20 protein-coding genes and 2 pseudogenes are annotated in these 24,034 nt (G+C 72.6%); 10 read left to right on the top strand and 12 right to left on the bottom strand.

Translation table 11 applies throughout. The annotated features are described in order from the left end of the window. On the bottom strand, nucleotides 1–2,058 hold the full coding sequence (locus ABT403_RS18490; RefSeq protein ID WP_344153460.1) for a TerD family protein: 2,058 nt from the start codon (nucleotides 2,056–2,058) through the stop codon (nucleotides 1–3). 219 nt (nucleotides 2,059–2,277) lie between these two features. Between ABT403_RS18490 and ABT403_RS18485 the strand changes: the two genes are divergently transcribed. Then, the gene (locus tag ABT403_RS18485; RefSeq protein ID WP_344153463.1) at nucleotides 2,278–2,457 is read left to right on the top strand and encodes a hypothetical protein; all 180 of its coding nucleotides are present in this window, start codon (nucleotides 2,278–2,280) and stop codon (nucleotides 2,455–2,457) included. 8 nt (nucleotides 2,458–2,465) lie between these two features. Here ABT403_RS18485 and ABT403_RS18480 read toward each other — a convergent pair whose 3' ends face one another. After that, on the bottom strand, nucleotides 2,466–3,266 hold the full coding sequence (locus tag ABT403_RS18480) for a site-2 protease family protein (protein ID WP_344153465.1): 801 nt from the start codon (nucleotides 3,264–3,266) through the stop codon (nucleotides 2,466–2,468). Nucleotides 3,267–3,328: 62 nt separating this feature from the next. On the opposite strand from ABT403_RS18480, the gene ABT403_RS18475 reads away from it, so the two are divergent. Next, entirely contained in the window at nucleotides 3,329–6,664 is a 3,336-nt protein-coding gene (locus tag ABT403_RS18475; RefSeq protein ID WP_344153467.1) for an AfsR/SARP family transcriptional regulator, read from the top strand. A gap of 59 nt (nucleotides 6,665–6,723) precedes the next feature. Here the strand turns inward: ABT403_RS18475 and ABT403_RS18470 are convergent, their stop codons facing one another. From ABT403_RS18470 to panB, 3 genes are all read right to left on the bottom strand, one after another. Beyond that, on the bottom strand, nucleotides 6,724–7,566 hold the full coding sequence (locus ABT403_RS18470) for an ABC transporter permease (protein WP_344153470.1): 843 nt from the start codon (nucleotides 7,564–7,566) through the stop codon (nucleotides 6,724–6,726). Beyond that, on the bottom strand, nucleotides 7,563–8,585 hold the full coding sequence (locus tag ABT403_RS18465) for an ATP-binding cassette domain-containing protein (protein WP_344153473.1): 1,023 nt from the start codon (nucleotides 8,583–8,585) through the stop codon (nucleotides 7,563–7,565). Before ABT403_RS18465 ends, ABT403_RS18470 begins: the two co-directional genes overlap by 4 nt. A gap of 101 nt (nucleotides 8,586–8,686) precedes the next feature. Next, nucleotides 8,687–9,547: a 3-methyl-2-oxobutanoate hydroxymethyltransferase gene (panB, locus tag ABT403_RS18460; protein WP_344153476.1), complete on the bottom strand. Its 861-nt coding sequence runs from the start codon at nucleotides 9,545–9,547 to the stop codon at nucleotides 8,687–8,689. Between the two features lie 306 nt (nucleotides 9,548–9,853). Between panB and ABT403_RS18455 the strand changes: the two genes are divergently transcribed. Beyond that, nucleotides 9,854–10,903 carry an endonuclease/exonuclease/phosphatase family protein gene (locus ABT403_RS18455; protein WP_344153479.1) on the top strand — a complete coding sequence of 350 codons (1,050 nt, stop codon included), beginning with the start codon at nucleotides 9,854–9,856 and terminating at the stop codon, nucleotides 10,901–10,903. Between the two features lie 58 nt (nucleotides 10,904–10,961). Here the strand turns inward: ABT403_RS18455 and ABT403_RS18450 are convergent, their stop codons facing one another. Next, the gene (locus ABT403_RS18450) at nucleotides 10,962–12,716 is read right to left on the bottom strand and encodes an NAD+ synthase (RefSeq protein ID WP_344153482.1); all 1,755 of its coding nucleotides are present in this window, start codon (nucleotides 12,714–12,716) and stop codon (nucleotides 10,962–10,964) included. An 80-nt stretch (nucleotides 12,717–12,796) separates the two neighbouring features. Continuing rightward, the gene (locus ABT403_RS18445) at nucleotides 12,797–14,470 is read right to left on the bottom strand and encodes a DUF4352 domain-containing protein (RefSeq protein ID WP_344153485.1); all 1,674 of its coding nucleotides are present in this window, start codon (nucleotides 14,468–14,470) and stop codon (nucleotides 12,797–12,799) included. A 288-nt stretch (nucleotides 14,471–14,758) separates the two neighbouring features. On the opposite strand from ABT403_RS18445, the gene ABT403_RS18440 reads away from it, so the two are divergent. Further along, nucleotides 14,759–15,478 carry a DUF998 domain-containing protein gene (locus ABT403_RS18440; RefSeq protein ID WP_344153488.1) on the top strand — a complete coding sequence of 240 codons (720 nt, stop codon included), beginning with the start codon at nucleotides 14,759–14,761 and terminating at the stop codon, nucleotides 15,476–15,478. Next, complete coding sequence (locus ABT403_RS18435) at nucleotides 15,475–16,410, top strand: alpha/beta fold hydrolase (protein WP_344153491.1); 936 nt, start codon at nucleotides 15,475–15,477, stop codon at nucleotides 16,408–16,410. The genes ABT403_RS18440 and ABT403_RS18435 overlap by 4 nt, the downstream gene beginning before the upstream one ends. On the opposite strand, the gene ABT403_RS18430 is transcribed toward ABT403_RS18435, so the two are convergent. From ABT403_RS18430 to ABT403_RS18420, 3 genes are all read right to left on the bottom strand, one after another. Then, the gene (locus tag ABT403_RS18430; protein WP_344153493.1) at nucleotides 16,379–17,095 is read right to left on the bottom strand and encodes a DUF305 domain-containing protein; all 717 of its coding nucleotides are present in this window, start codon (nucleotides 17,093–17,095) and stop codon (nucleotides 16,379–16,381) included. The genes ABT403_RS18435 and ABT403_RS18430 overlap by 32 nt on opposite strands. Continuing rightward, nucleotides 17,092–17,754, bottom strand: coding sequence for a thioredoxin-like domain-containing protein (locus ABT403_RS18425; RefSeq protein WP_344153495.1), 663 nt, complete (start codon nucleotides 17,752–17,754; stop codon nucleotides 17,092–17,094). Before ABT403_RS18425 ends, ABT403_RS18430 begins: the two co-directional genes overlap by 4 nt. A gap of 70 nt (nucleotides 17,755–17,824) precedes the next feature. Continuing rightward, complete coding sequence (locus ABT403_RS18420; protein WP_344153498.1) at nucleotides 17,825–18,232, bottom strand: hypothetical protein; 408 nt, start codon at nucleotides 18,230–18,232, stop codon at nucleotides 17,825–17,827. A gap of 174 nt (nucleotides 18,233–18,406) precedes the next feature. Between ABT403_RS18420 and glnA2 the strand changes: the two genes are divergently transcribed. Further along, nucleotides 18,407–19,768, top strand: a complete 1,362-nt coding sequence (gene glnA2 / locus ABT403_RS18415) for a gamma-glutamylpolyamine synthetase GlnA2 (RefSeq protein WP_344153501.1) — start codon at nucleotides 18,407–18,409, stop codon at nucleotides 19,766–19,768. A gap of 75 nt (nucleotides 19,769–19,843) precedes the next feature. Here the strand turns inward: glnA2 and ABT403_RS18410 are convergent. After that, nucleotides 19,844–20,377 (bottom strand): annotated as a pseudogene (locus ABT403_RS18410) (tyrosine-type recombinase/integrase); the annotation flags it as partial. On the opposite strand from ABT403_RS18410, the gene ABT403_RS18405 reads away from it, so the two are divergent. From ABT403_RS18405 to ABT403_RS18390, 4 genes and pseudogenes are all read left to right on the top strand, one after another. After that, complete coding sequence (locus tag ABT403_RS18405) at nucleotides 20,279–21,103, top strand: NsdA family TPR-like regulatory protein (protein ID WP_486388778.1); 825 nt, start codon at nucleotides 20,279–20,281, stop codon at nucleotides 21,101–21,103. The pseudogene ABT403_RS18410 and the gene ABT403_RS18405 sit on opposite strands and share 99 nt — an antisense overlap. Before the next feature lie 43 nt (nucleotides 21,104–21,146). Continuing rightward, nucleotides 21,147–21,619, top strand: a pseudogene (locus tag ABT403_RS18400) (RibD family protein); the annotation flags it as partial. 62 nt (nucleotides 21,620–21,681) lie between these two features. Next, nucleotides 21,682–21,828: a hypothetical protein gene (locus ABT403_RS18395; protein WP_344154918.1), complete on the top strand. Its 147-nt coding sequence runs from the start codon at nucleotides 21,682–21,684 to the stop codon at nucleotides 21,826–21,828. After that, nucleotides 21,825–22,277, top strand: coding sequence for a cytidine/deoxycytidylate deaminase family protein (locus ABT403_RS18390; protein ID WP_344153507.1), 453 nt, complete (start codon nucleotides 21,825–21,827; stop codon nucleotides 22,275–22,277). Before ABT403_RS18395 ends, ABT403_RS18390 begins: the two co-directional genes overlap by 4 nt. A 20-nt stretch (nucleotides 22,278–22,297) precedes the next feature. Here ABT403_RS18390 and ABT403_RS18385 read toward each other — a convergent pair whose 3' ends face one another. Then, the gene (locus ABT403_RS18385; protein WP_344154804.1) at nucleotides 22,298–22,744 is read right to left on the bottom strand and encodes a DUF4231 domain-containing protein; all 447 of its coding nucleotides are present in this window, start codon (nucleotides 22,742–22,744) and stop codon (nucleotides 22,298–22,300) included. Nucleotides 22,745–24,034: the final 1,290 nt, after the last annotated feature.

Below are 24,034 nucleotides of genomic sequence, written 5' to 3'. Positions count from 1 at the left end.
TCAGCCCTTGCGAGCGGTGCGCGGCTCCAGGCCGCCCAGGTGCGCCAGCACACCGTGGTGGAACCGCTCCACGGCCTCGTCCACGCTGCGGATGAACCCGGACTCCGCGTTGCCCCGGGTCGTGCCCGTCCCCTTGACGAGGGACAAGCGGAACCCGGTGAGCTGAGCACCGCCCTTGGGCAGCAGGTCCGCCGGCTCCGGCCGCAGCCGCTCCAGAGTGCCGCGCGGCCCGCCGCCCCCTTCCACCAGACTCTCCACGTGCAGGTCGGCCGGGGCCTCGGCCAGCATCCGCAGCAGCCGCTTCGCCGTGGTCAGCGGGTAGGAGCCGGCCGGCGCCGGGACGTCCACGGAGGTGCGGACCTTCGCCGTCCGCAGGTCCGCCGTGACCGCGATGACCCGGTCCGTCCCCTCTATGCGCAGTTCCGCCGCCAGTCGGCCCTCCCGGCACAGCCGCTCCGCCGCGGCCACCCGCCGCGCCTGCGGGTCACTGCCGCGCCGTGCCCGCTGCACCGGCAGCGCCTTCTGCCCCAGCTCCCCGCCGAGGCGCAGGCAGACCTGCCGGATCAGCCGCTCCCAGCTCTCCACCACCTCCACCGCACGCGGATCCCCGACGCTGAGCGTCTCGTCGTCGATCCCCTTGCGCACGGGAACCCAGGCGGGCCCCATGTTCTGGAACCCGTGGCAGCCGGAGTTCTCGTGCTGGAGGTACTCCAGCAGCTCCTGGAGCAGCCAGGCGTGCGCGGCGTTGGCCACGCCCTCGTGCCGGATCAGCAGCTGCGTCTGGTGCGCCACCTCCGCCCACGACAGGTGCCACAGGCTGACCTTGTGCTTGCGCCGGCCGTCGGTCCTGACGTCCACCACGGGGGACCCGTCGAGCGCCACGTCGTTGGAGAGCGTGATCACGGCCTCGTAGGCCCGGCGCGCGGCGATGTCCATGTACTCCTGGACCTGCTCGGCCCGCAGCGGGTTCCCGTTGGTCTTGGTCTCGACGAGTGCCGTCCACAGCTTGCCCGCCCGCTCGACCCGGATCACCCCGTCCGGGCGCCGGGGCGTGTCGCCGTGGGGCAGGGACACCTCGGTGAAGGTCTGCATCCGCCCGGCGGGCGCACCGAACCCGGCGGTCAGTCGGCGCCCCAGCTCGGGGACCTGCGCCATGACGGCGAGCAGCACGGAGGTGGCGCGCACCTCGCGTTCCCGGTCGCTCTTGAGGGTGGGGACGGGGAAGAGGCGCGCGGGCCGCCAGGAGTCGTTCTCGGCGAGGGACTTGCCGGAGACCTTGGGCAGCGTGATCTTCTTCCGGGCCGTCCGCGGGCTCCTGCCACGCGTCTGCGCCGGAACGGGCGCGGCGGGGACGTCCCCGGCCCCGTCGGCGGAGTCCGGGGCCGTGTCGGCCCCAGCGGCCGGGTCGGCCCCCTTCGCGGGGTCGGCCGGGCCCGCCGCGCGGTCCGCGGAGCCGTCGCCCTCGCCCGTCACGTCGGCCTCGGGGGCCCCATCCGCCCCGTCGGCTTCCTCCGACTCGTCGACCACGACGCCGAAGTCCGTGGCGAGTCCGGCCAGCCCGGTCTCGTACCCCTGGCCCACGGCGCGGAACTTCCACTCCTCGCCCCGCCGGTACAGCTCCCCGAAGATGAAGGCCGTCTCCACGCCCGCGTCGTCGATGGAGAAGCCCACCAGCGGCTCCCCCGACCGGTCGGCGACCGTCATCCGCAGGTCGTCCAGGTCGCCGAAGCGGGCCCCGCCGTACTGGCTGGCCGCCACCACGATCCGTGCCACGTCCGCCGGCACCGCCGTCAGGTCGACGCTGATGCGGTCCTCGTCGCCGCTGTCGGTGGCCGTCTTGCCCAGGAGCTGCACGCTCCCGTCCGGGGCGGCCGGGTTGTTGTAGAAGTAGAAGTCGTTCTCGCTGCGGATCTTGCCGTTCTCGTCGACCAGCAGCACGGAGACGTCCGCGTCCCCCGCACCCGACGCGCTGGTCCAGCCCAGGCTCAACACGACCGCGCCGACGTCCTCGCTCAAGGCGTTCAGGCTGACGTTCGCACCCTTGCGGATCTCCTGCATCGCACTCCCCCCACCTGCCCGGAGGCGCCGTCACGTGGCCGGCGGGCCGGGCTGTCGCTCCGGTGACGCGCGATCGGATCCGCGCGTCCGGCGAACCGTAACCGGGAGCAGTGCGGAAGATCAGGCAAAGCGGGAAATGAGCCCCTGCGGGGACGCGGGGCGGATGGGGGACACTGGAGGGGCTCTACCCCGTTCCGTGTCGCCGAGGAGCTGTTCCGCATGCCCCGCCTTGCCGTGTTCGCCGTTGTCGTCTGCGTCCTCGCCGTGGCCGCCGCCGTGGTCGCCTTCGTGGAGGGCAGCTTCCTCGGGATCGTGTGGGTGCTGCTGGCCGGTGTGACGTCCAACATGGCCTGGTTCTACGTGCGCAAGGCCAAGGCCGAGAAGCGGCGCACGGCCTAAGCCTTCGGTCAGTCGGTCGGGACGGCGCAGAAGCCGTCCTGGTCGGTCCAGAAGCGGTACAGGTCGCGGCCGCAGTACGTCTCCAGGTCCGAGACCCCGAGCGCGCGCAGGACGGCCCGCACCGCGTCGAAGAAGACCGCGTTGACCTCCGGGATCCACAGCAGCGCGAACACCCCGATCAGCGCGAACGGCGCCAGCGGCGCGAGTTCGCGGCGGGCGCGGTGGGACAGCCAGGGCTCGATGACCCCGTAGCCGTCCAGGCCCGGGACCGGCAGGAAGTTCAGGATCGCCGCCGAGACCTGGAGCAGCGCGAGGAACGCCAGCGCGAAGCGGAACGCAGGCGGCACCCCGTCGAGGGCGTCCAGCCAGAACGGCGCGGTGCAGACCGCGGCGAAGACCACGTTCGTCAGCGGCCCCGCCGCCGAGACCAGGCTGTGCCGCCAGCGGCCCCGGATCCGGTCCCGCTCGATGTACACGGCCCCGCCGGGCAGGCCCAGCCCGCCCATGATCACGAAGATCACCGGCAGCACGATGCTCAGCAGCGCGTGCGTGTACTTCAGCGGGTTCAGGGTGAGGTAGCCCTTCGCGCCGACGGTGATGTCACCGCCGTGCAGGGCGGTACGGGCGTGCGCGTACTCGTGCAGGCACAGCGACACCACCCACGCCGAGGTGACGAAAAGGAACACGGCCAGCCCCGGGCTCGACGCGTACCCCGTCCACACCGCCCAGCCGGTGACCGCCATGACGGCGACGATGCCGAGGAAAACGGAACTGATGCGCCGCTCGCCGCGGCTGCCCTGGTGAACCATGCCGCGAAACCTATCCCGGCCTCGCGGCCCGTGGCGCCCCGGGGCCCGGGGACAATGGGCCGGTGCGTTACGCGATTCTCGGCACCGCCCAGGCCATCCGCGACGACGGGACCCCCGTCGCCGTCGGCGGAGCGCGCCTGCGGGCGCTCCTGACCGCCCTCGCGCTGCGGCCGGGCCGGACCGTGTCCGCCGGGCTGCTGGTCGCCGAGGTGTGGGACGCCGACCCGCCGGGCGACGCCGTCGCCGCGCTCCAGGCGCTGGTGGCCCGGCTGCGGCGGGCCCTGGGGCACGCGGCCGTGCGGTCCGCCGAGGGTGGCTACCTGCTGGAGGCGCGCCGGGAGGACGTCGACCTCTACCGCTTCGAAGGGCTCGTGCGCTCCGCAGCGGCCGACCCGGACCCCGCCCGGGCGGCGGCCCTGTACGACGAGGCGCTCGCCCTGTGGCGGGGGCCCGCGCTGGCCTCCCTCCCCGACCCGGCGGCCGAGTCCGCCCGCTGGGAAGCCGTACGGATGGACGCGCGGCGGGGCCGGCTGGGCGCGGCGCTGGCGCTGGGCGAGGCGGAACAGGCCCTGCCGGAGCTCACCGAACTGTGCGCCCGGCACCCCCTGGACGAGTCCCTGCAGAGCCTGCGCATCCGGGCCCTGAGCGCCGCGGGCCGTCCCGCGGAGGCCCTGGCCGCCTACGAGACCGTCCGGCGCGAGCTCGGCGCCCGCCTGGGCACCGACCCGGGCCCGTCCCTGCGCGCCCTCCACACGGAACTCCTCACGGGCACCACCCCGCCGGCCCCCACCATCCCCGGCGCGTCCCCGCACTCCGGCGCCCCGGCCCGGCCGACCGCCCCGCACCCGGGCCCGTCCGGCCACCCCGCCGCCCCCGGCTCCGCCGCCGGGAACCTGCGGGCGCGGCTGACCACCTTCGTCGGGCGGGAGGAGGACATCCGGGTCATCCGGGACGACCTCTCCCGGGCCCGGCTCGTCACGCTGCTCGGGCCCGGCGGGGCCGGGAAGACGCGGCTGTCGCAGGAGGCCGCCGAGGCGCACGCCGCCGGGGACTGGCCCGACGGGGTGTGGCTCGTCGAGCTGGCGCCCGTGGACGACCCCGAGGACGTCGCCGAGGCCGCCCTCGCCGCCCTCGGCGCCCGCGAGACCAAGCTGCGCGGCGCCGCCGCCGAGGAACTGCGCGCCCTCACCGACCGCGCCGGCGACCGGCCCCTCGACCGCCTCGCCGAGCACTGCTCCCGCCGCCGGCTCCTGCTGCTCCTGGACAACTGCGAGCACGTGATCGGCGCCGCCGCCGAACTCGCCGAGCGGATCCTCACGGACTGCCCCAGCGTGCGGATCCTCGCCACCAGCCGGGAACCCCTCGCCGTGCCCGGAGAGCAGCTGCGGCCCGTCGAACCGCTCCCCGACCCCGTCGCACTGCGCCTCCTCGGCGACCGGGGGGCCGCCGCGCGGCCCGGGTTCCGGATCGCCGACGACCCGGAGGCGGCCGCCGAGATCTGCCGCCGCCTGGACGGGCTGCCGCTCGCCATCGAACTGGCCGCCGCCCGGCTGCGGCTCCTGACCCCCCGCCAGATCGCCGACCGGCTCGACGACCGCTTCCGGCTGCTCACCGGCGGCGCCCGCACCGTACTGCCCCGCCAGCAGACCCTGCGCGCCGTCGTCGACTGGTCCTGGGACCTCCTCGACGAGCCCGAACGGGCCGTCCTGCGCCGGCTGTCCGTCTTCGCCGGCGGCTGCGACCTGGAGGCCGCCGAGGCCGTCTGCGGTGACGGCGGCGGGCTCGACGTCGCCGACGTCATGGCGGCCCTCGTCGACAAGTCGCTCGTCGTCGCCGCCCCGGGCCCGGCCGGCGACATGCGCTACCGGCTCCTGGAGACCGTCGGCGAGTACGCCGCCGAGCGACTGGGCGAGGCCGACCGCGAGGAGACCGGGCAGCGCCACCTCGTCCACTACCGCGAACTCGCCCGCACCACCGAGCCCCTGCTGCGCGGCCACGGCCAGCGCGCCGCCGCCGACCGCCTGGCCACCGAGTACGAGAACCTCCGCACCGCCCTGCGCCGCGCCCTCGCCGTCCGGGACGCCGGCGAGGTGCTGTGCCTCGTCCACGCCCTGAGCTGGTACTGGCACATGCAGGACCTGCGCGCCGAGATCCGGCACTGGACCGAAGCCGCCGCCGCACTCGGCCCCGACCCCTTCGCCCCGCCCCACATCCCGGCCGGGCCCGTCCACGAGCGGCTCCTCGACTCGCCCCCGCCCTACTCCGGCGAGGTCCTCGCCGAGGCCTGGCGCGCCCTGCACCTGGTGCGCCTGTCCTCCCGCGACCACACGTCCAGCACCTGGGACAGCCCGGAGGTCCGCGCCGAGGTGGAGGGCGTCCTCGCCACCTACCGGCCCGGCCTCCCGCAGACCTGCCGGACCCCGGGCTCCCTGTGGATCTACGCCGTCATGATCGCCGGAGAGGCCGGGCTGCTGAAGCGGGTCGTCGACGAGACCGTCGCCGCGTCCCGCGAGCTCGGCTACACCTGGGAGCTCGCCTCCGCCCTCCAGCTGCGGGCCAACGTCCTGGCCAACCGGGCCGACTGGGCCGGTGACGCCGCCCGCGACGCCGACGAGAGCCTCGCCCTCTTCCGTGAGCTCGGCGACGACTGGGGCTGTGCCGAGGCGCTGTCCGCGCGCGCCGAGTCCCGGGAGAAGAGCGGCGCCTACGACCTCGCCGGCCAGGACTACCTCGAAGCCATCGAGTACGCCGAACGGCTCGGCGCCCGCGCGCAGGTGACGGTGCTGCGCGTACGGATGGCCGGCTCGTTCATCGAGAGCGGCCGGCTGGAGGAGGCCGAGGAGATCCTCGCCGGGATCACCGCCACCGAGCAGCGGTTCGGCAACGAGGCCATGCCCGCCGCCCGCATGTTCTACGCCGGACTCCTCGGCCGCACCGGCCGGATCCCCGAGGCCCGCGCTCAGATCGAGATCCTGCGCGAGGAGTTCGCCCTCGGCGCGTTCGCCGTCTTCGACGTGTTCCTGTACGCCACGACCGCCTGGCTGGACAACCGTGAGGGCAAGTACGAGGACGCCCTGACCCGGATCCACGACGCCCGCAAGGCCATGCGCCACCCGCTGGCGACCATGGTCGCCCCACAGCTGCCCGCGGTGTTCCTGGTGACGGCCGCCGTCTCCCTCGCCTCCCTCGGCGGCCGGGAGCGGGCGTACGACGCGGCGCGTCTCGTCGGCGCGTACCGGGCGCACCTGCCGCCCCGGCACGTCCCGGTCGCCGTGGAACGCGAGGACGCCGCCCGCGCCGAGGAACTGGCACGGGCGGCGCTCGGGGACGCGGCGTACGAGTCCGCGCGCGCCGAAGGCGGCGGCCTCACCATGGAGGAGGCCGCCGCCCTCTACTGACCCGCCCCCCGCGCGGGGCCCGGTCCGGGACGCGATCCGGAACGGACCGTCCGGCCGGATCAGGTCTTCTGGCGGAACTTGCGCACCGCGATCGGCATGGTGACGGCGGTGATGCCCACCGACCACGCCAGCGTGATCCACACGGAGCTGCCCAGCGGGGTGCCGTTGATCAGCCCCCGGGCCGCGTCGGCCAGGTTGGACAGCGGGTTGACGTCGGTGAAGCTCTGCAGCCAGCCGGGCATGGTCGTCGGCGGGGCGAAGATCGAGCTGCCGAACTGCAGCGGCATCAGCACCAGCATCGCCATGCCCTGGACGGCCTGCGCCGTCTTCATGGTCAGACCCAGCAGGATGAAGATCCACATCAGGGAGGCGCCGAAGACGGCCGACAGCCCGATGGCCAGGAACAGGTCCAGCACCGAGGTCTTGATGGACAGGCCCAGGATGAAGCCCACGGTGAGCAGGATCGCGATGGCGACCATCATCCGGCCGAGCTCCACCACGATCTTCGCGATGAGGACCGAGGACCGGGCGATCGGCATGGACCGGAAGCGGTCCATCACGCCCTTCTTGAAGTCGTCGTTGACGCCGGTGCCGACACCCATGGCGATGTTCATGCCCATCATCGCCATCAGGCCCGGGACGACGTAGTTGACGTACTCGCCCTGGTTGCCCTTGCCGGAGATCGCGCCGCCGAAGACGAACACGAACAGCAGCGTGAAGATGATCGGCATGAACAGGACGTCGAACATCGACTCCGGGTCCTGCTTGATCTGGAGGGCGTTGCGGCGCACCAGGGCGCCGATGTGCCGCAGGTTGCCCCGCAGGCCGATCCGGCCGTCCTCGGACGGGGCCGCCGAGGCCGTCCGGGGGGCCGCGGGCTTGGTGGTGGTGACGGTGCTCATACCGCGACCTCCTCGGTCTTCTCGGTGGGAACGGAGTCCTCGGACGGGGCGGGCCGCTGTCCGGTGATGGACAGGAACACCTCGTCGAGGCTGGGCAGGTAGGTGCCGAGGTCGGCGATCGCGTACCCGCGGCCGGCCAGCAGGCCCACGACGGCGGTCAGTTGCTCGTCGCTGAGGATCGGGACCAGCAGCACGCCCTCGTCGGGCACGGCCTGGGCGCCGGCCACCCCGTCCAGACCGGCCTCGGACAGGGCGCGGGCCATGTCCGGCAGGTCGGCGGAGGCCACCGGGCGGATCCGCAGGGTGCGGCCGCCGACGCGCGCCTTCAGCTCGTCGACCTTGCCGTTGGCGATGACCTTGCCGCGGTCGATGACCGTCAGCTCGCTCGCGAGCTGCTCGGCCTCCTCCATGTACTGGGTGGTGAGCAGGACGGTGGCCCCCTCGGCGACCATCCGCTGCACCTCGTCCCACACCTCGTTGCGGGTGCGGGGGTCCAGACCGGTGGTCGGCTCGTCCAGGTAGAGGACGGCGGGGCGGCCGATCATCGAGGCGGCCAGGTCGAGCCGGCGGCGCATACCGCCGGAGTAGTGCATCGCGGCCTTCTTCGCGGCCTCGGTCAGCGAGAACCGCTCCAGCAGCTCGTCGGCCCGGGACCGGGCCTCCTTGCGGGACAGGTCCAGCAGCCGGCCGATCATGTAGAGGTTCTCCCAGCCGGAGAGCTTCTCGTCGACCGAGGCGTACTGGCCGGTCAGGCCTATGGTGCGGCGCAGCTGCCGCGGCTGGCGGACCACGTCGTAGCCCGCGACCGTCGCCGTGCCCGCGTCGGGCACGATCAGGGTGGACAGGCAGCGCACCAGGGTGGTCTTGCCGGCGCCGTTCGGACCGAGGACACCGAGCACGGTGCCCTCGCGGACGAAGAGGTCGACCCCGTCCAGGGCCTTCGTCTCGCCGTAGTGCTTCACCAGCCCCCGCACTTCGACGGCGTGGGAGTTCTTGTCGTTTCGCGTCATGTCCACCATGGGACCAGCCGTCACTGACAAAGCCCCGACAGCCGGCCGACAGCGGACCGACGGCCCGCCGGCATCCCGGAGGGGGATGCCGGCGGGCCGTCGGAGGGTGCTCAGTGGAAGGCGTGCTCCGGCTGCGGGAACGTTCCGCCGACCACGTCCTCGGCGAAGGCCTTCGCCGCGTCACCCATGGTCGCGCGCAGGTTCGCGTACTGCTTCACGAACCGGGGCATCTTCCCGCCGGTCAGGCCCATCATGTCCGTCCACACCAGCACCTGCGCGTCGCACTCCGCGCCCGCGCCGATGCCGACGGTCGGGATGTGCAGGGACCGGGTGACCTCGGCGGCCAGCTCGGCCGGGACCAGCTCCAGCACCACCGCGAAGGCACCCGCGTCCTGCGCGGCCTTCGCGTCGCGCAGCAGCTGGTGCGCGGCCTCGTCGCCCCGGCCCTGCACCCGGTAGCCCATGGCGTTCACGGACTGCGGGGTCAGGCCCAGGTGGGACATGACCGGGATGCCGGACTGCACGATCAGCTCGGTCTGGGCCAGCGAGCGCTCGCCGCCCTCCAGCTTGACCGCCCCGACCCCGGCCTCCTTCACCAGCCGGGTCGCGCTGCGCAGCGCCTGTACGGCGCCTTCCTGGTACGAGCCGAACGGCAGGTCGCCGACGACCAGCGCCCGGCTGGTGCCCCGTACGACGGCCGCCGACAGCAGGGTCATCTCGTCCATCGTCACGGGGACGGTGGTCTCGTAGCCGAGGTGACAGTTGCCCATCGAGTCGCCGACGAGGATGACCGGGATGCCGGCCTCGTCGAAGACGGACGCCGTCATGGCGTCGTAGGCGGTGAGCATGGGCCACTTCTCGCCGCGCTCCTTGGCGAGGGTGAGGTCGCGGACGGTGATCCGCCGGGTGCCCGAGCCTCCGTACAGGGTGGGGGAGGCGGCTTCGCGGGCAGGCGAAACGGCATGCGTCATTGCAACTGCTCCTTGTGTCATCTCGAGGCGCCCTCACGGCGTCCCCGGACTCATCCACCATGGTGGCACCCGTCCGGCCGTGGACGGAAGTGGCGCAGCCGTGGCGCACTGACCGGTCCGTCACACTCCTGGCCCGCCTCCAGGCGCGCCGGAGCCAATGTGCGCGTTTCGTGACAACCGGAACCCTGTCCGCACGGCCGTTCGTCCTCCCGGTTGTACGGCCGCGAGGTCGGCACGGAAGGCTCCGAACATCGCCTAGGGTCAAGGGGCGGGGACGGAGCGCAAGCACGGCAGCGAGGACATGGCATGGCACAGGCGTACGTGACGGAGACGGGGAACGGCGGCTCCGAGCCCGGGCCCTCCGGATCCGGTCCGGGACGCCGATGGGCCGCGCTGCGCCGCAAACTGGAGGAGCTGCGCCGCGATCCGGGCGTCTGGAAGCGGGGCATCGTCACGGCGGCCTTCGCGCTGCTGATCTCCGGGATCATGGTCTTCCACGCCGACCTGCCCAACGACGTCGGCAACCTCGGCAGCCTCACCGAGACCTTCCTGCCCTGGCTCGGCGTGTTCGTGCCGGTCCTGCTGGTCATCGCGGTGGTCCGCAAGTCCGCCACCGCCCTGATCGCGATACTGCTGACGGCCGCGGTCTGGGTGAACCTCTTCGGCGGCCTGGTCACCGACAAGTCGGGCCCCGGCGGCAACCTGGTGGTCGCCACCCACAACGTCGACGCCGACAACCCCGACCCGCGCGGCACGGCCCGCTCGGTCGCCACCTCGGGAGCCGACATCCTGGCCCTCACCGAGCTGAAGGCGAGCGCCGTCCCGGTCTACGAGGAGGCCCTCGGGGGCACGTACAAGTACCACGCGGTCGAGGGCACGGTCGGCGTGTGGAGCAAGTACCCGCTGACCTCCAGCAAGCCCGTGGACATCCGGCTCGGCTGGACCCGGGCCATGCGCACCACCGTCGCCGGCCCCTTCGGCGAGCTCGGCGTCTACATCGCCCACCTGCCCTCGGTGCGCGTCAAGCTCAACGCCGGCTTCACCGCCAACCAGCGCGACAACAGCGCCGACGCGCTGGGCGCGGCCCTCGCCGCCGAACCGCTGAAGAACGTCGTCCTGCTCGGCGACCTCAACGGCACGATGAACGACCGCTCGCTGTCCGAGGTCACCTCGCAGATGCGCTCCACCCAGGGCGCGGCCGGCAACGGCTTCGGCTTCAGCTGGCCCGCCCAGTTCCCGATGGCCCGCATCGACCAGATCATGGTCCGCGGGGTGAAGCCGGAGGCCTCCTGGACCCTGCCGCGCACGGGCAGCGACCACCTCCCGGTCGCGGCGCGGCTCACGGTCCGCAAGTAGCGCCGGACCTACGGAAGGGGCCCCGCCGCAGGGTGCGGCGGGGCCCCTTCCGTCCGTCCTACGGGTGCTCGCGCCAGCCGTTGGTGATCGGCAGCCGGCGGTCCTTCCCGAAGCCCTTCGCGGAGATCTTCGTGCCCGGCGGGTACTGGCGGCGCTTGTACTCGGCGGTGTCGACCATCCGGATGGTCTTCGCCACCACCTCCCGGTCGAAGCCGGCCGCCACGATCGCCTCCAGCCCCTGGTCGCGGTCCACGTACAGCTCCAGGACCGCGTCGAGCACCGGGTAGTCCGGCAGCGAGTCCGTGTCCACCTGCCCGGGGCGCAGCTCGGCGCTCGGCGGCTTCACGATCGAGTTCTCCGGGATCGGCGGGGTCTCGCCCCGTTCGGCGGCGGCCCGGTTGCGGTAGCGGGCGAGCCGGAAGACGTCCGTCTTGTAGACGTCCTTGATCGGCCCGTACGCGCCGACCGAGTCCCCGTAGAGGGTGGAGTAGCCCACGGCCAGCTCCGACTTGTTGCCCGGGGCCAGCACGATGTGCCCCTCCTGGTTGGACAGCGCCATCAGCAGCGTGCCGCGCAGCCGGGACTGGAGGTTCTCCTCGGCCAGACCCGTCAGGCCCAGCGCGCCCATGTAGGCGTCGAACATCGGCTCGATGGAGACGGTCCGGAAGTTCAGCCCGGTCCGCGCGGCCAGGTCGGCGGCGTCGCCCCTGGAGTGCTCCGAGGAGTACTTCGAGGGCATCGAGACGCCGTAGACGTTCTGCGCGCCGATGGCGTCGCAGGCGAGGGCGGCGACGAGCGCGGAGTCGATGCCGCCGGAGAGCCCGATCAGGACGGAGCGGAACCCGTTCTTCCGCACGTACGCGCGCAGGCCCACGACCAGCGCGTCGTAGACCTCCTCGTCGTCGTCGAGGCGCTCGGCGTAGCCGCCGGTCACGACGGGCTCGTACGGTTCCACCGGCTCCTCGGAGAGGACGACGCGGTCGATGCGCAGGCCGTCCTCCACGACGCCCTCGGGGGCGTCGGGCCGCGCGGCGGGCAGCTCCAGGTCCACCAGGACGCAGCCCTCGGAGAACTGCGGGGCCCGGACGATCACCTCCCCGGCGGCGTCCACGACGATGGAGTCCCCGTCGAAGACCAGGTCGTCCTGGCCGCCGATCATCGCCAGGTAGGCGAGGGTGCAGCCGGCCTCCTGCGCGCGCTTGCGCACCAGTTCCAGCCGGACGTCGTCCTTGTTGCGCTCGTACGGGGAGGCGTTGACGGAGATCAGCAGCCCGGCCCCGGCGGCGCGGGTGGCCGGGACGCGGCCGCCCTCCTGCCAGAGGTCCTCGCAGATCGCCAGTGCCACGTCGACGCCGCGCACCCGGATCACCGGCTGGGTGCCGCCCGGCACGAAGTAGCGGAACTCGTCGAAGACCCCGTAGTTGGGGAGGTGGTGCTTGGCGAAGCGCAGGACCACCTCGCCGCCGTACAGCACGGCGGCCGCGTTCTCCGGGGAGCCGGCCGGGCGGCCGAGCCGCTCGGTGGCCCGCGCGGTGCGGTCGAGGTAGCCGACGACGACGGGCAGCTCGCCGAAGCCCTCGTCGGCCAGTCGCCGGGCGAGGTCGGTGAGCGCGCTCCGGGAGGCGTCGACGAAGGACCCGCGCAGGGCGAGGTCCTCGACGGGGTACCCGGTCAGCGCCATCTCGGGGAACGCCACGAGGTGGGCGCCCTGCTCGGCGGAGTGCCGGGTCCAGTGCAGGATCGAGTCGGCGTTGGCGGCGATGTCGCCGACGTGCGAGTCGATCTGATTCAGCGCGAGGCGAAGTTGAGGCACGGACCCAGTGTAATCGTCTTTCTGACGCGATGTCCTGGGTCCGTGCCGTTTCGCTGGGGCGTTCCGCCGTGACGGGCGCCCTATTCGACGGGGCCGGTGAACTTCGCCGAGTCCATCAGGATGCCGGGGGAGAGCTCGGCGCTGATGCTCTTCGTCCCCTCCGGGACCTCGAACGCGGCGACGCCGGTCGCGGACTGGCCGGGCTGGATCACGCCCTCGATCCGCTTCGGGGTGACGCCGTCGAAGACGAGCTTGCCGGCGCCGCCCTTGTCGTCCTTCACCGTCGGCATGGCGTAGATGACCTTGTGGGGCTTGCCGGAGTCGTTGGTGATGGTGAACGACACCTCCACCGCGTTGCCCACGTCCGTCCAGTCGGCCTTGCTGACGTACTTGCGCGGCGGCGCCAGGGTCACCTTGATGCCGTCGGGGTACGACACCGTCCGGCCGAAGGGGACGGGCGTGCCGATGCCGGGCCCCTGGGGCGTCTTGGGCGCCTTGGGCGGGAGGGAGAAGCGCGGGACGGAGGGGACGGGGGAGGGCTCGTCCTCCCAGTCCTCCGGGTCCTCGCCCCACTCGCGGTCGTTCAGCCGTTCGTGCGCGATGCGCTCGCGGGCCTTGTCGAGGATGGCGGAGGTCAGGAACCAGCCGCCGGCGGAGGCGCCGAGGCCGGCGATGCCGAGGACGACGCCGGCGATGGACATCGCCCGGCGCCCGGCGCCACGGCGGGCGCGGGCCATGGCGCCGATGGAGATCCCGAGCCCGGTGAGGGCCAGGCAGGTGCCGATCCAGAAGAGGAACGGGATGACCCCGAGCAGGACGGAGAGCAGCCCGAGCACGAGCCCGGCGACGGCCAGCCCGTTGGTCCGGGGCGGCGGCGCGGGGTAGTACCCGGGGTATCCCGGGTGACCCGGGTGACCCGGGTACCCGGGCGGCGGGGGCGGACCCCAGGACCCGCCGGGCGGCGCGAACGGGCCGGGGGCGGGGGCGGGGGTGGGTGCGGCGAAGGCCCCGGGGGCGGGCGTCGCCCACGGGTTGAACCCCTCGGCTCCGGGGGCGGGTGCGGGTGCCGGCCCCGCCGGGGCGGGGGTGCCGACGGGCACGGCGGCGGGCACGGGCGGCGCCGCCACCGGCGCGGGCGTGCCGGTGGGCGCGGCGGCGGGCACGGGCGGCGCCGCCACCGGCGCGGGTCCGGCCACAGGAGCGGGGGCCGCCTCCGGGGCGGGCCCGGCCGGAGTGGGCGTGCCGGCTGCCTCCGGGGCGGCCTTCTCGAAGGACGGCGGCGCGGTCTCGGCGGAGGCGCCCTGCGGCTCGGCTTCCGGGGTCTTCTCCAGCGACGTCCGGGCGGCGGCCTCGTCCTGCGGTAGCCGCACGGTCTCGGAGACGTCCGGGGCCGGGGCGTCCGGCTTGTCGAAGGACAGCCGGGCGGTCTCGGCCGCTGGGTCTGCGGCGGGGGCCTCGTCGCGCGGGAGGCGGACGGTCTCGGTGACGTCCGGCGCGGTCTGCGCCTCCGGGCCGGTGGCCGCAGCGGGGCCGCCCGCCGGGGCGGGGGCGGCAGGGAGGCCGTCCGTCGGCGTGGGGTCGGCGGGGCCGTCCGTCGGGGCCGGGGCCGCAGCGGGGGCGGCCGTCGGGGCGGGGGCGGGGGCCTCGGCAGGGGGCTGGGCGGGGTGTGCCGTCGACGGGGCCGCGTCCTCGGGTATCGGCGTGCCCCCGTGGTCGGGTGACGGGCGGTCGGGCGGGGTCGGCGGCGTGCTCATACCTGGCGGCGTCCTCGGAGAGTGCGGCGTACGGAGATGCGGGCAGACTGCCACGCCCGCCCGCCCCCTCCAACCCGATTCGCGCCCCGCCCTCCCCGCCGGGGCGGAAATCATCCGGTCTGTCGGAATCCGTCCGCCCCACGGGGAACGCCGCACGCCGCCGCCTCGTTCTGCCCGGTGAGGGATCCCGCCGGACGGCCCCCGGCGATCCCCGGTAGCGCCCGCCGCCCGCGTGCCGCCGCGTGCCGCCGCGCGTCAACGCCCGATCTGCTGAGGATCATTCACCCCATGGGTACACAAGCCGACCCCGACCCCGCCCGCGCCCAGCGCCCCGGCAGCGGCTCCGTCGCCGGCCTCGTCGGCCTCGGCGCGGCCGCCTACACCGCCTGGGTGCTCGAAGTCGTCCTCTCCACGGGCCTCAACCCCATCGAGACGTACGTCAGCGAGCTCGCCGCCCAGGACCAGCCCCTCGGCGGCCTCTTCCGGGCCACCGACTTCACCGCCGGCCTGCTCGTCTTCCTCGGCGGGCTCCTCGCCCTCCTGCGCCTCGTCCGCCACCTTGAGGCCCGCCTTCCCTGGGCCGTCGCAGGCTGGGCCGGGGTCACCCTCTTCGGCGCGGCCACCGCCGCCGACGCCTGGCTGCCGCTCAGCTGCCGGCCCACCGCCGACCCCGAGTGCGCCGCCCGCGAGACCGCCGGGCTGGTCCCGGCCACCCACCAGGCGCACGCCGTCAGCAGCAGCCTCGCCATGACCGGCGCGCTCGTCGGGATAGTGGCCCTCACCGTCGCGGCCCGCCGCTACCGCCGCCTCGCCCCGCTCGCCCGCTACGGCCCCGCCCTCGTCGCCCTGGAGCTGCTCGCCACCGCCTGGACCCTGACGGCCATCTCCCTGTTCACCGCCGGGCACGGCACCTGGGCCCTGGGCGCCGGACAGCGGCTCCAGGTGCTGCTCGTGGCGCTCTGGCTGGGCCTGCTGGCCCACTCCGTCCACCGGGAGCGCCGCACATGACCCCGCCCTGCCCGCCGTACGCCCCACCCGGCCGCTTCCTCCGGGCCGGCGGCGTACCCCTGCACACCCTCGTGGAGGGCGAGGGCCCTCCCGTCGTGCTGAGCGCCGGCCTCGCGATGGCATGGTTCGACTGGGACGAGGTCGCCGCGCTGCTCGTGGCCGCCGGCCGCACCGTCATCCGCTTCGACCGCCCCGGCCACGGCCTCAGCGCATCGGCCGCCGCCCCGCCGACCGCCACCGGGGAGGCCCACCGGATCGCCGCCCTGCTGGACGCGCTCGGCGTCACCGAGCCCGTCACCGTCGTCGGGCACTCCCTCGCCGGCTTCCACGCCGAGGCCTTCGCCCGCCTCCACCCCGCCCGCACCGCGGCCCTGGTCCTCCTCGACTCCAGCATCGAGGAGACGGCCCCCCGTACGCTCCTGCCCGCCGCGCTGCGCACCGGCGCCGCCCGCGCCCTCGGCCGGGCCCTCACCGCCGCCGGGCTCCCCGCCGCGCTGGGACCGGCCGCCCGGCGGGCCGCCGTACGGGCCTCCCGCGCGGGGGCCGCAGCCGCCGACCCGGCCGCGCCGGACCTCGTACGCCGCTGCTACCGCACCGGACGGGTCTGGCGCGGGATCCTGCTGGAGAACGCCCGCTACCCCGACACCGCCGCCGAGCTCCTCGCCCTGCGGGCCCGCCACCCCCTGCACGCCCCCGCCACCGTCCTCGTCGGGTACGACGGCGGCTGCGGCCGGGCCGCCCTGCGCTGGGCGGCCCGCCAGGCGGCCCTCGCCGACCGGCTCGGGGCCCGCTTCGAGGTGGCCGAGCCGGCGGGGCACCTGGTCATGCTGGACCGCCCGCACCAGGTGGCGCGGGCGGTCCGGTACGCGGCGGCCCCGGTCCCGCCGGGCGGCCGCCGCCTCACTCGCGCGGCGCGGCCCCCCGCTGCCTGAGCATGTCCGCCATCAGCTTCAGCTCCGACTGCTGGGCCTCGACCATGCCCTGCGCCAGCGCCCGCTCCGCCGGGGTCCGGCACTGCGCGGCACACCCCTGGGCCATGGCGACGCCGCCCTTGTGGTGGTCGGTCATCAGCTGGAGGTAGAGCACCTCGGCGTCCCGGCCGCTGCTCGTGCCGAGCCGGTCGAGCTCCTCCTTGGTGGCCATGCCGGGCATCAGCGCGCCCGGCTTCGTGGCGTGCCCCTCGTGCGCCCCGTGCCCCTCGTGCCCCGCCGAGTGGTCCGCCGACCCGGAGGACCCCATGTCCATCCACGACATCGGCGGCTCGTCGGCCACCACCTTCGGCAGCCCCCACAGGTCCAGCCAGCCCAGCAGCATGCCGCGCTGGTTGGCCTGCGTGTTGGCGATGTCGTAGGCGAGGCCGCGGACCGGCTCGTCCTGGGTGCGGTCGCGGACGATGAAGGACATCTCCACCGCCTGCTGGTGGTGCACCGCCATGTCCCGGGCGAAGCCGGCGTCGGGGGAGTACAGCGCCGGGGCCCGCACGGCGGCGGACCCGCCCCCGTCCCCGGAGCCCGAGCCGTCCGCCGTGGCGAAGGTCGCCCCGGCCGCGAACAGCGCGGCCAGCACCACCGCCGTCCCCGCGGCCCAGTACGTACGGTTCGTGCGGCTGCGGGTCACTTCTCGCCCAGCCCGTTGGTGCAGGCCGCGCCCGGTTCGGGGGTCTGCGGGCCCTGCACGTACTTGGTGAAGAACTGCGCCACCCGGGGGTCGTCCGCCTTGTCGACGGTCAGCTGCTTGCCCCAGGCGCTGAGCATGATCGCGCCCGCCTGCTCCTTGTCCGGGCTCATCAGCGTGTAGGGGGTCTTGCCGACCTTCCCGGCGAGCGCGTCGACGTCGGCCTTGGCGGCCTTGTCGTTGTACGTCACCCAGACCGCGCCGTGCTCCAGCGAGTGCACGGCGTTCACCTCGGGGACCGGGTTCTTGTAGACGTCGCCGTTGCAGTTCATCCACCGGGGGTTGTGGTCACCGCCGACGGGCGGGTTCATCTCGTACGTGACCGGGGTCTCGACGTGGTTGCGGCCGAGCTTCTTCACGTCCCAGCTCTGTTCGCCGTTCACCGGCGCCTTGCGGGCCGCGGCGGTGGCCGCCGCGGCGTCCTTGTCCTTCTGCTTCTGCTCCATGATCAGCCACGAGCCGAAACCGATGAGGCCGGCGACGACCGCCGTGGAGACGCTGATCGCGATGATCTTGTTGCGCCGGTCGCGGGCCTTCTCGGCGCGGCGCATCTCGGCTATGCGGTTCTGGCGGGAGTTCTGTTCGGACGTCCTGCTGGCCATGTGCCCTGGTTCCTTCTGCTGAGGGGGGTGTGGGGTGGTGCCGGTGGTGTCGTGTACCGCGCCGGACCCGTCAGGTCCGCAGCACTTGCAGGGCGTGGAGGTCGGGGGCGCGCGCGAGGGTCCCCGGGGGCCGCACCGGGCCCGTGGCCGCCGGGAGGGCGCCGGGCGCGGGCCCCGGACGCGCCGCGGTGACGGCGGGCGGCGGGGCGGGCAGTACGGCCGGGGTCACATGGGAGAGGGGGGAACAGCCCGGCAGCTCGTGCGGGGCCGCACAGGCGGCGTGCGCGCCGTGGGAGCCGTGCGCGGCATACGCCCGAACGGGCCCTTCCGCCGTCCGTGCGGCCGGCGCGTCCGCCCCGCCCCGCGCGCACAGGAACCCCATCCCGGCGGCGACGCCCAGGGCGAGCAGCAGCAGGAGGACACCGCGACGGGCGGGACGTCCGTGACGCCCGCTCCGCGTGTGCTCCCAGCCCCCCATGGGCGCAGATGGTAGTGCTCATGACGGGCCCGAGGTCAGAGCGGGGGTGCCATCGGCCTTGGGGGGTGCGTAATGTGGCGGAAACCACCACTAGGGATACTGGACGGGCCCGGCTGCGCCGCCGGCCCCCCGGGTCGGTGGTGCACAGGTCGTCTGAACTGCGAGGATGAAGGCATGGACAAGCAGCAGGAATTCGTCCTCCGGACGCTCGAGGAGCGCGACATCCGCTTCGTGCGCCTGTGGTTCACCGATGTGCTGGGCTTCCTGAAGTCCGTCGCGGTCGCTCCGGCCGAGCTGGAGCAGGCCTTCGACGAGGGCATCGGCTTCGACGGCTCCGCGATCGAGGGCTTCGCCCGCGTCTACGAGTCCGACATGATCGCCAAGCCGGACCCGGGCACGTTCCAGATACTGCCGTGGCGCGCCGAGGCCCCCGGGACCGCCCGGATGTTCTGCGACATCCTGATGCCGGACGGCTCCCCGTCCTTCGCGGACCCGCGCTACGTCCTCAAGCGCATCCTGGCCAAGACCTCCGACCTGGGCTTCACCTTCTACACCCACCCGGAGATCGAGTTCTTCCTGCTGAAGGACAAGCCGCTGGACGGCACGCGCCCGGTCCCGGCGGACAACTCCGGCTACTTCGACCACACTCCGCAGAACGTGGGCATGGACTTCCGCCGCCAGGCGATCACCATGCTCGAATCCATGGGCATCTCGGTCGAGTTCAGCCACCACGAGGGCGCCCCGGGCCAGCAGGAGATCGACCTCCGCTACGCCGACGCCCTCTCGACGGCCGACAACATCATGACGTTCCGCCTGGTCATGAAGCAGGTGGCGCTCGAACAGGGCGTCCAGGCCACGTTCATGCCGAAGCCCTTCTCCGAGTACCCCGGCTCGGGCATGCACACCCACCTCTCCCTCTTCGAGGGCGACCGCAACGCCTTCTACGAGTCGGGCGCCGAGTACCAGCTCTCGAAGGTCGGCCGCTCCTTCATCGCCGGCCTCCTCAAGCACGCCGCCGAGACCGCCGCGGTGACCAACCAGTGGGTCAACTCGTACAAGCGCATCTGGGGCGGCTCCTCCCGCACCGCCGGCTCCGGCGGCGAGGCCCCCTCGTACATCTGCTGGGGCCACAACAACCGCTCGGCCCTGATCCGGGTCCCGATGTACAAGCCGGGCAAGACCGGTTCCTCCCGGGTCGAGGTCCGCTCGATCGACTCCGGCGCCAACCCCTACCTCACGTACGCCGTCCTCCTGGCGGCGGGCCTCAAGGGCATCGAGGAGGGCTACGAACTCCCGGCGGGCGCCGACGACGACGTCTGGGCCCTCTCCGACGCCGAACGCCGCGCGATGGGCATCGAACCCCTCCCGCAGAACCTCGGCGAGGCCATCTCCCTGATGGAACGCAGCGAACTGGTCGCGGAAACCCTCGGCGAGCACGTCTTCGACTTCTTCCTCCGCAACAAGAAGCAGGAGTGGGAGGAGTACCGCTCGGAGGTCACCGCCTTCGAACTCCGCAAGAACCTCCCGGTCCTGTAACCGCAGGTCAGCGGCAGCACCCCAGCATTACGACCCTCCGGGCCGGCGGCACTCAGCCGCCGGCCCGGAGTCGCTTCACCCCTCCTGGGCCGTCTGTGGGCCGTCGACCGTCGGATCGGCGGCCTTGTAGACGTCGTCCACCGCCCTCAGGGTCCGCTCATGGCTGCTCGGCATCAGGTGCGTGTAGACCCGGAGCGTGAACCCGGGGTCGCCGTGCCCGAGGTAGGTGCTCAGCGCCTTGATGTTCTCCCCAGAGTCCAGCAGCACGGACGCGTAGAAGTGCCGCAGCGCGTGCATCCCGTGCTCGCGCGCGGACTGGTGACGCTCACCCGGCCGCGGCTCCGGAATGATGCCGGCCTGCACGAGGGCGAACTTCCACACGCGGGTGTTGAAGTCGGTGCGCCGCACCGCGCCCCCGCCGGGGAGGGAGAACAGCAGCCGCTTGGTGACGAGCGGCCCGTCCGGCTTCAGCCAGGGCAGCGTCACGTCCACCGGGGGGAACTCCTCGCGATGCTCCCGCAGCACCTGGGCGATGCGGCGAGGGAGCGGCACGTCCCGTTCCTTCTCTCGCTTGGGCGGGCCGAAGACGAGGTGCCCGTTCGCCACCTCCGGGCGGACCGACGCGGAACCGACCGTCGGCAGCTTCTCCAGCTCCAGACCCAGTACTCCGAGCTCTGCGGTTGGCTCTATCAGGATCTCGGGGATTTCCGCGCCGGGCAGCACTGGATGCGGGAGGCGCTGGAGGCCTCGCACATGGCGGGGGACGACGAACTCACCACCTACATCCTCGCGCGCCGAAGCCAGCTCGCCGGGGACATGAACGACCCGATCGAGGCGGTGGACGTAGCCGAGGCGGCGGAGGACCGCGCGGCGCCGAGGAGTCGCCTGGCCGCGGTGGCCGCGACGTATGGGGCGCACGGCCACGCCCTGAGGAACGATCCCTTGTCAGCCCAGCGAGCGTACGAACACGCCCTGGAGCTCCACGCCGGCATGGACCCGGATCCGCGCTCCCCGTGGGGTGTGTGGCTGGACGTGGCGTACATCGACGTTCAGCGGGCGCATAGCCTCGCTGCACTAGGCGACCACCGGGGCGCCGCCGAGGGATTCCGGAACGCCAGCGGACGGCTGCCCGCGGGCTTCCACCGCGACCGCGAAGTGTGCCTGGGGCGGGAGGCCGTTTCCCTGGCGCGGGCGGGGGAGGCCGAGCAGACGGCGGCGGTCGGACTGCAGGCGCTCAGCATCGCGAAGGAGACCGGCTCGGACCGGATCTCGCGGGTCCCTGGCGTGACCGACTTCAAGGACGCCCTGACGGACGCCGTACTGCGCCAGGCCTGACTTGACTCCCTCTGCACTGACCAGGGATCGAAGGAGAAGCCCGATGCCCCGCCCGTACGTCCTGCTGAGCGTGGCCACGTCCGTGGATGGCTACATCTACGACACCAGCACCACGCGGCTCCTGCTGAGTAACAGCGAGGACTTCGACCGTGTGGACCAAGTGCGCGCCGAGTCCGACGCCATCCTGATCGGCGCTGGCACGATGCGTTCCGACAACCCCGGCTGCTGGTGAACAGCGAGGAGCGGCGTGAAGCCCGAGTGGCCGCGGGGAAGCCGGCCTACCCGCTCAAGGTGACCATCTCCGCGAGCGGAGACCTGGACGCCGACCTGAAGTTCTGGCACCACGGCGGGGAGAAGCTCGCCTACACCACGGACGCCGGGGAGGAGAAGCTCCGCGACCGGCTCGCCGGCCTCGCGGACGTGGTCTCCACGGGCTCGACCATCGACTTCGGGGCTCTGCTGGATGACCTCGGCGCCCGCGGCATAGATCGGCTGATGGTGGAGGGCGGAGGCCAGATCCACACGGCGTTCCTCTCCCAGGGCCTGGCCGATGAGATCCACCTCGCCATCGTCCCCCAGTGTTCGGCGACCCGGGCGCCCCCCGCTTCCTGCACCCCGCCAGCTACCCGGGCGGCTCCACCCGCCGGATGCACCTCGCCGAGGCCACCACCATCGGCGACGTGGTCCTGCTCCGCTACCTGCCCAAGCAGGAGGGATCCGCGTGACACACGCCGCCGACGTGACCTGGATGGAACGGGCCATCGAGCTCTCCCGCAAATGCCCGCCGGCAGAAGGCGCTTTCTCGGTCGGCGCCATCATCGTGAGCGCCGGCGGCGAAGAGCTGGCCAATGGCTACTCCCGTGAGACAGATGCCCACGTCCACGCCGAGGAATCGGCCCTGGCCAAGCTCCCGGCGGACGACCCCCGCCTAGCCGGCGCCACCATCTACAGCACCCTGGAGCCCTGCTCGGAACGACGCTGCCGCCCCCTCACCTGCACCCAACTGATCCTCCGCTCGCCGATTGGCCGCGTCGTCATCGCCTGGCGCGAGCCCAGCCTCCTCGTGGCTGACTGCGTTGGTGTGGAGATGCTGCAGGCCGAAGCCATCGAGGTCGTGGAGCTCGCGACGCTGGCCAGCGCTGCCCGCGCCGTCAACGCACACCTGCTCACCTAATCCGATTCCGAAGGCATCGTTCAGATTACTGCTTGCTGGCCTTGCTGGGGTTGGTCGAGTTGTTGTTCGCGCATGCGTTGCTCCGCACGCAGTGCCTCCACCGTGGTGGCGAATGACTTGAGATTGGCGGTCTCGTTATCCTCGCTGTACGGCGGGATGCCCAATTCGATTGCGGTGGCATGCTGCTCGATGCTGTCCGCGGTCTGTTGGAGATTGAAAGCCCGTTCACGCGGCTTGAAATATCCGGCTGCGGCCGTCACCACGGTAACGGTGAAGCCCAGGACGATAAGCGTCCCTTTCGCGGGCTGAGGTGGATCGAACCACGCCGTTACCGCCGAAATCGCAGCCGAGGTGATGAACAGAGTCCATTGCATAAACAGATGAATGCGGCGGTAGTGGCGGGAATCTTTTCGCAGTCGAGCGATCTCGCTGGGGAGGCGCTCTCTGTAGGACGCCTGTCGCTCCAGTGTGGGAGGGGGGTAAGCCGCCTGGCCTCAAGGACGCGGCGCTCCTCCGCAAGCTCAAGTTCGAGAACAAGGTCCCTGACCGGCGTTTCGTCGTCTCTCCAAGGTGAGCTGGAATTAAACTCCAGGATAAATTGTGTCACGGTGGCGACGAGGAAGAAGAACGCGCCCCCCAGGAATGCCCCGTTGATCGCATCCGGTATTTCGGAGTGTCGATATCTAATTACTTTGAGCCCGATCCAAATGACAATGATGGCGAGTGTGGCAATCGGGGTCCCGTAGAGTCCGGCGACTTGTAGTCGCCGGTTTCTGATGCGCTGTTTCAGATCCGCGACGTCGCGCCGATGTTGGATTAATTCACTGGTCGTTCTTGCGGTTGATGCGGCCATGCTTTTGCAACCCCCTGTGAATGGCTGACCAGATTCCCGGCGGCTCGATGATGCGCTGATCGCAACGTCGAGGCGTCTGCGCCTCTCTCCGGAGCGTGGACTCTTAGGAGGGCTCGCTGAATCTTGCCAGCCGATGCTGTCGCGCGCGGGGGGTTGGATGGTGATCCACCGAATGTGGCCAGGTGTGATCGGCGGGCGTAGGTGCTTGGTGGCGGCGACGACCCCGAGACACCGCCTGGTTGGCGGTGCACGGGTCCCGGTTCGAGCTACTGCGAGCAGCGGAGGGGATGCCCAGGGCGGCCGGCAAGTACGACGGGGGCCGGATGTTATCTGGCGTCCGGCCCTCCGTCGTTGCTGCCACAGTTGTCCAGCTGTGTGCGACCCAAGGTGGAACCCATCGGCGCCGTCCGGACCGTGCCGGGCTGGATCGGCGTTGCGCGACGAGTCAAACCGCCTTACAGGCGATCAGCTAGCGCGCTCAAGAGATCCACCGCGCCTGCGGGACGATTCGTGAACGGGCCCTCAAGCCGAGCCGCGTTGATGTATACGCCTATCGGCGAGTCAGGCTTGAAGAGCATGACCTCCGCAGTCTCGCGCGAGGGCAGAGGGCTAGGTAGGTGCCGTATATCGCGCTGGGTGAGCCATGCGCTGATCTTGGCGGCACGTGCAGTGCTCAACCGGCCCCAGTCTGCGTCATAGCATTCGCGCAGCCACCCCATCGAGACCGCTGCCACCCCGCGGCCCTCATCGAGAGGATCGGTGATCTCGTCCCGGGTATCTCCCACTAGCGCCCCCTTACGTTGTGTCGGCCATCGTGCCGCAAGGAGAACATCCTTTACAAGATCAGGCGATGCGCGGAGGGCGGGCCCCGCACGGTGAAGGGCAGCCACAGCGCCAGCTCCGT

Origin of the sequence: Streptomyces sp. NPDC000075, from assembly GCF_040301925.1 — a bacterium.
GTDB classification, from domain to species: domain Bacteria; phylum Actinomycetota; class Actinomycetes; order Streptomycetales; family Streptomycetaceae; genus Streptomyces; species Streptomyces polychromogenes.
Note: the sequence above shows the minus strand (reverse complement) of the source record. Positions and strands in the feature narration are given on the sequence as shown.

Bases quoted from the DNA above. Each gene is read 5' to 3' on its own strand.
- ABT403_RS18490 (WP_344153460.1), bottom strand. From the start codon at position 2,058: ATGCAGGAGATCCGCAAGGGTGCGAACGTCAGCCTGAACGCCTTGAGC.
- ABT403_RS18485 (WP_344153463.1), top strand. From the start codon at position 2,278: ATGCCCCGCCTTGCCGTGTTCGCCGTTGTCGTCTGCGTCCTCGCCGTG.
- ABT403_RS18480 (WP_344153465.1), bottom strand. From the start codon at position 3,266: ATGGTTCACCAGGGCAGCCGCGGCGAGCGGCGCATCAGTTCCGTTTTC.
- ABT403_RS18470 (WP_344153470.1), bottom strand. From the start codon at position 7,566: ATGAGCACCGTCACCACCACCAAGCCCGCGGCCCCCCGGACGGCCTCG.
- ABT403_RS18465 (WP_344153473.1), bottom strand. From the start codon at position 8,585: ATGGTGGACATGACGCGAAACGACAAGAACTCCCACGCCGTCGAAGTG.
- panB (WP_344153476.1), bottom strand. From the start codon at position 9,547: ATGACGCATGCCGTTTCGCCTGCCCGCGAAGCCGCCTCCCCCACCCTG.
- ABT403_RS18455 (WP_344153479.1), top strand. From the start codon at position 9,854: ATGGCACAGGCGTACGTGACGGAGACGGGGAACGGCGGCTCCGAGCCC.
- ABT403_RS18445 (WP_344153485.1), bottom strand. From the start codon at position 14,470: ATGAGCACGCCGCCGACCCCGCCCGACCGCCCGTCACCCGACCACGGG.
- ABT403_RS18440 (WP_344153488.1), top strand. From the start codon at position 14,759: ATGGGTACACAAGCCGACCCCGACCCCGCCCGCGCCCAGCGCCCCGGC.
- ABT403_RS18435 (WP_344153491.1), top strand. From the start codon at position 15,475: ATGACCCCGCCCTGCCCGCCGTACGCCCCACCCGGCCGCTTCCTCCGG.
- ABT403_RS18425 (WP_344153495.1), bottom strand. From the start codon at position 17,754: ATGGCCAGCAGGACGTCCGAACAGAACTCCCGCCAGAACCGCATAGCC.
- ABT403_RS18420 (WP_344153498.1), bottom strand. From the start codon at position 18,232: ATGGGGGGCTGGGAGCACACGCGGAGCGGGCGTCACGGACGTCCCGCC.
- glnA2 (WP_344153501.1), top strand. From the start codon at position 18,407: ATGGACAAGCAGCAGGAATTCGTCCTCCGGACGCTCGAGGAGCGCGAC.
- ABT403_RS18405 (WP_486388778.1), top strand. From the start codon at position 20,279: ATGCTCCCGCAGCACCTGGGCGATGCGGCGAGGGAGCGGCACGTCCCG.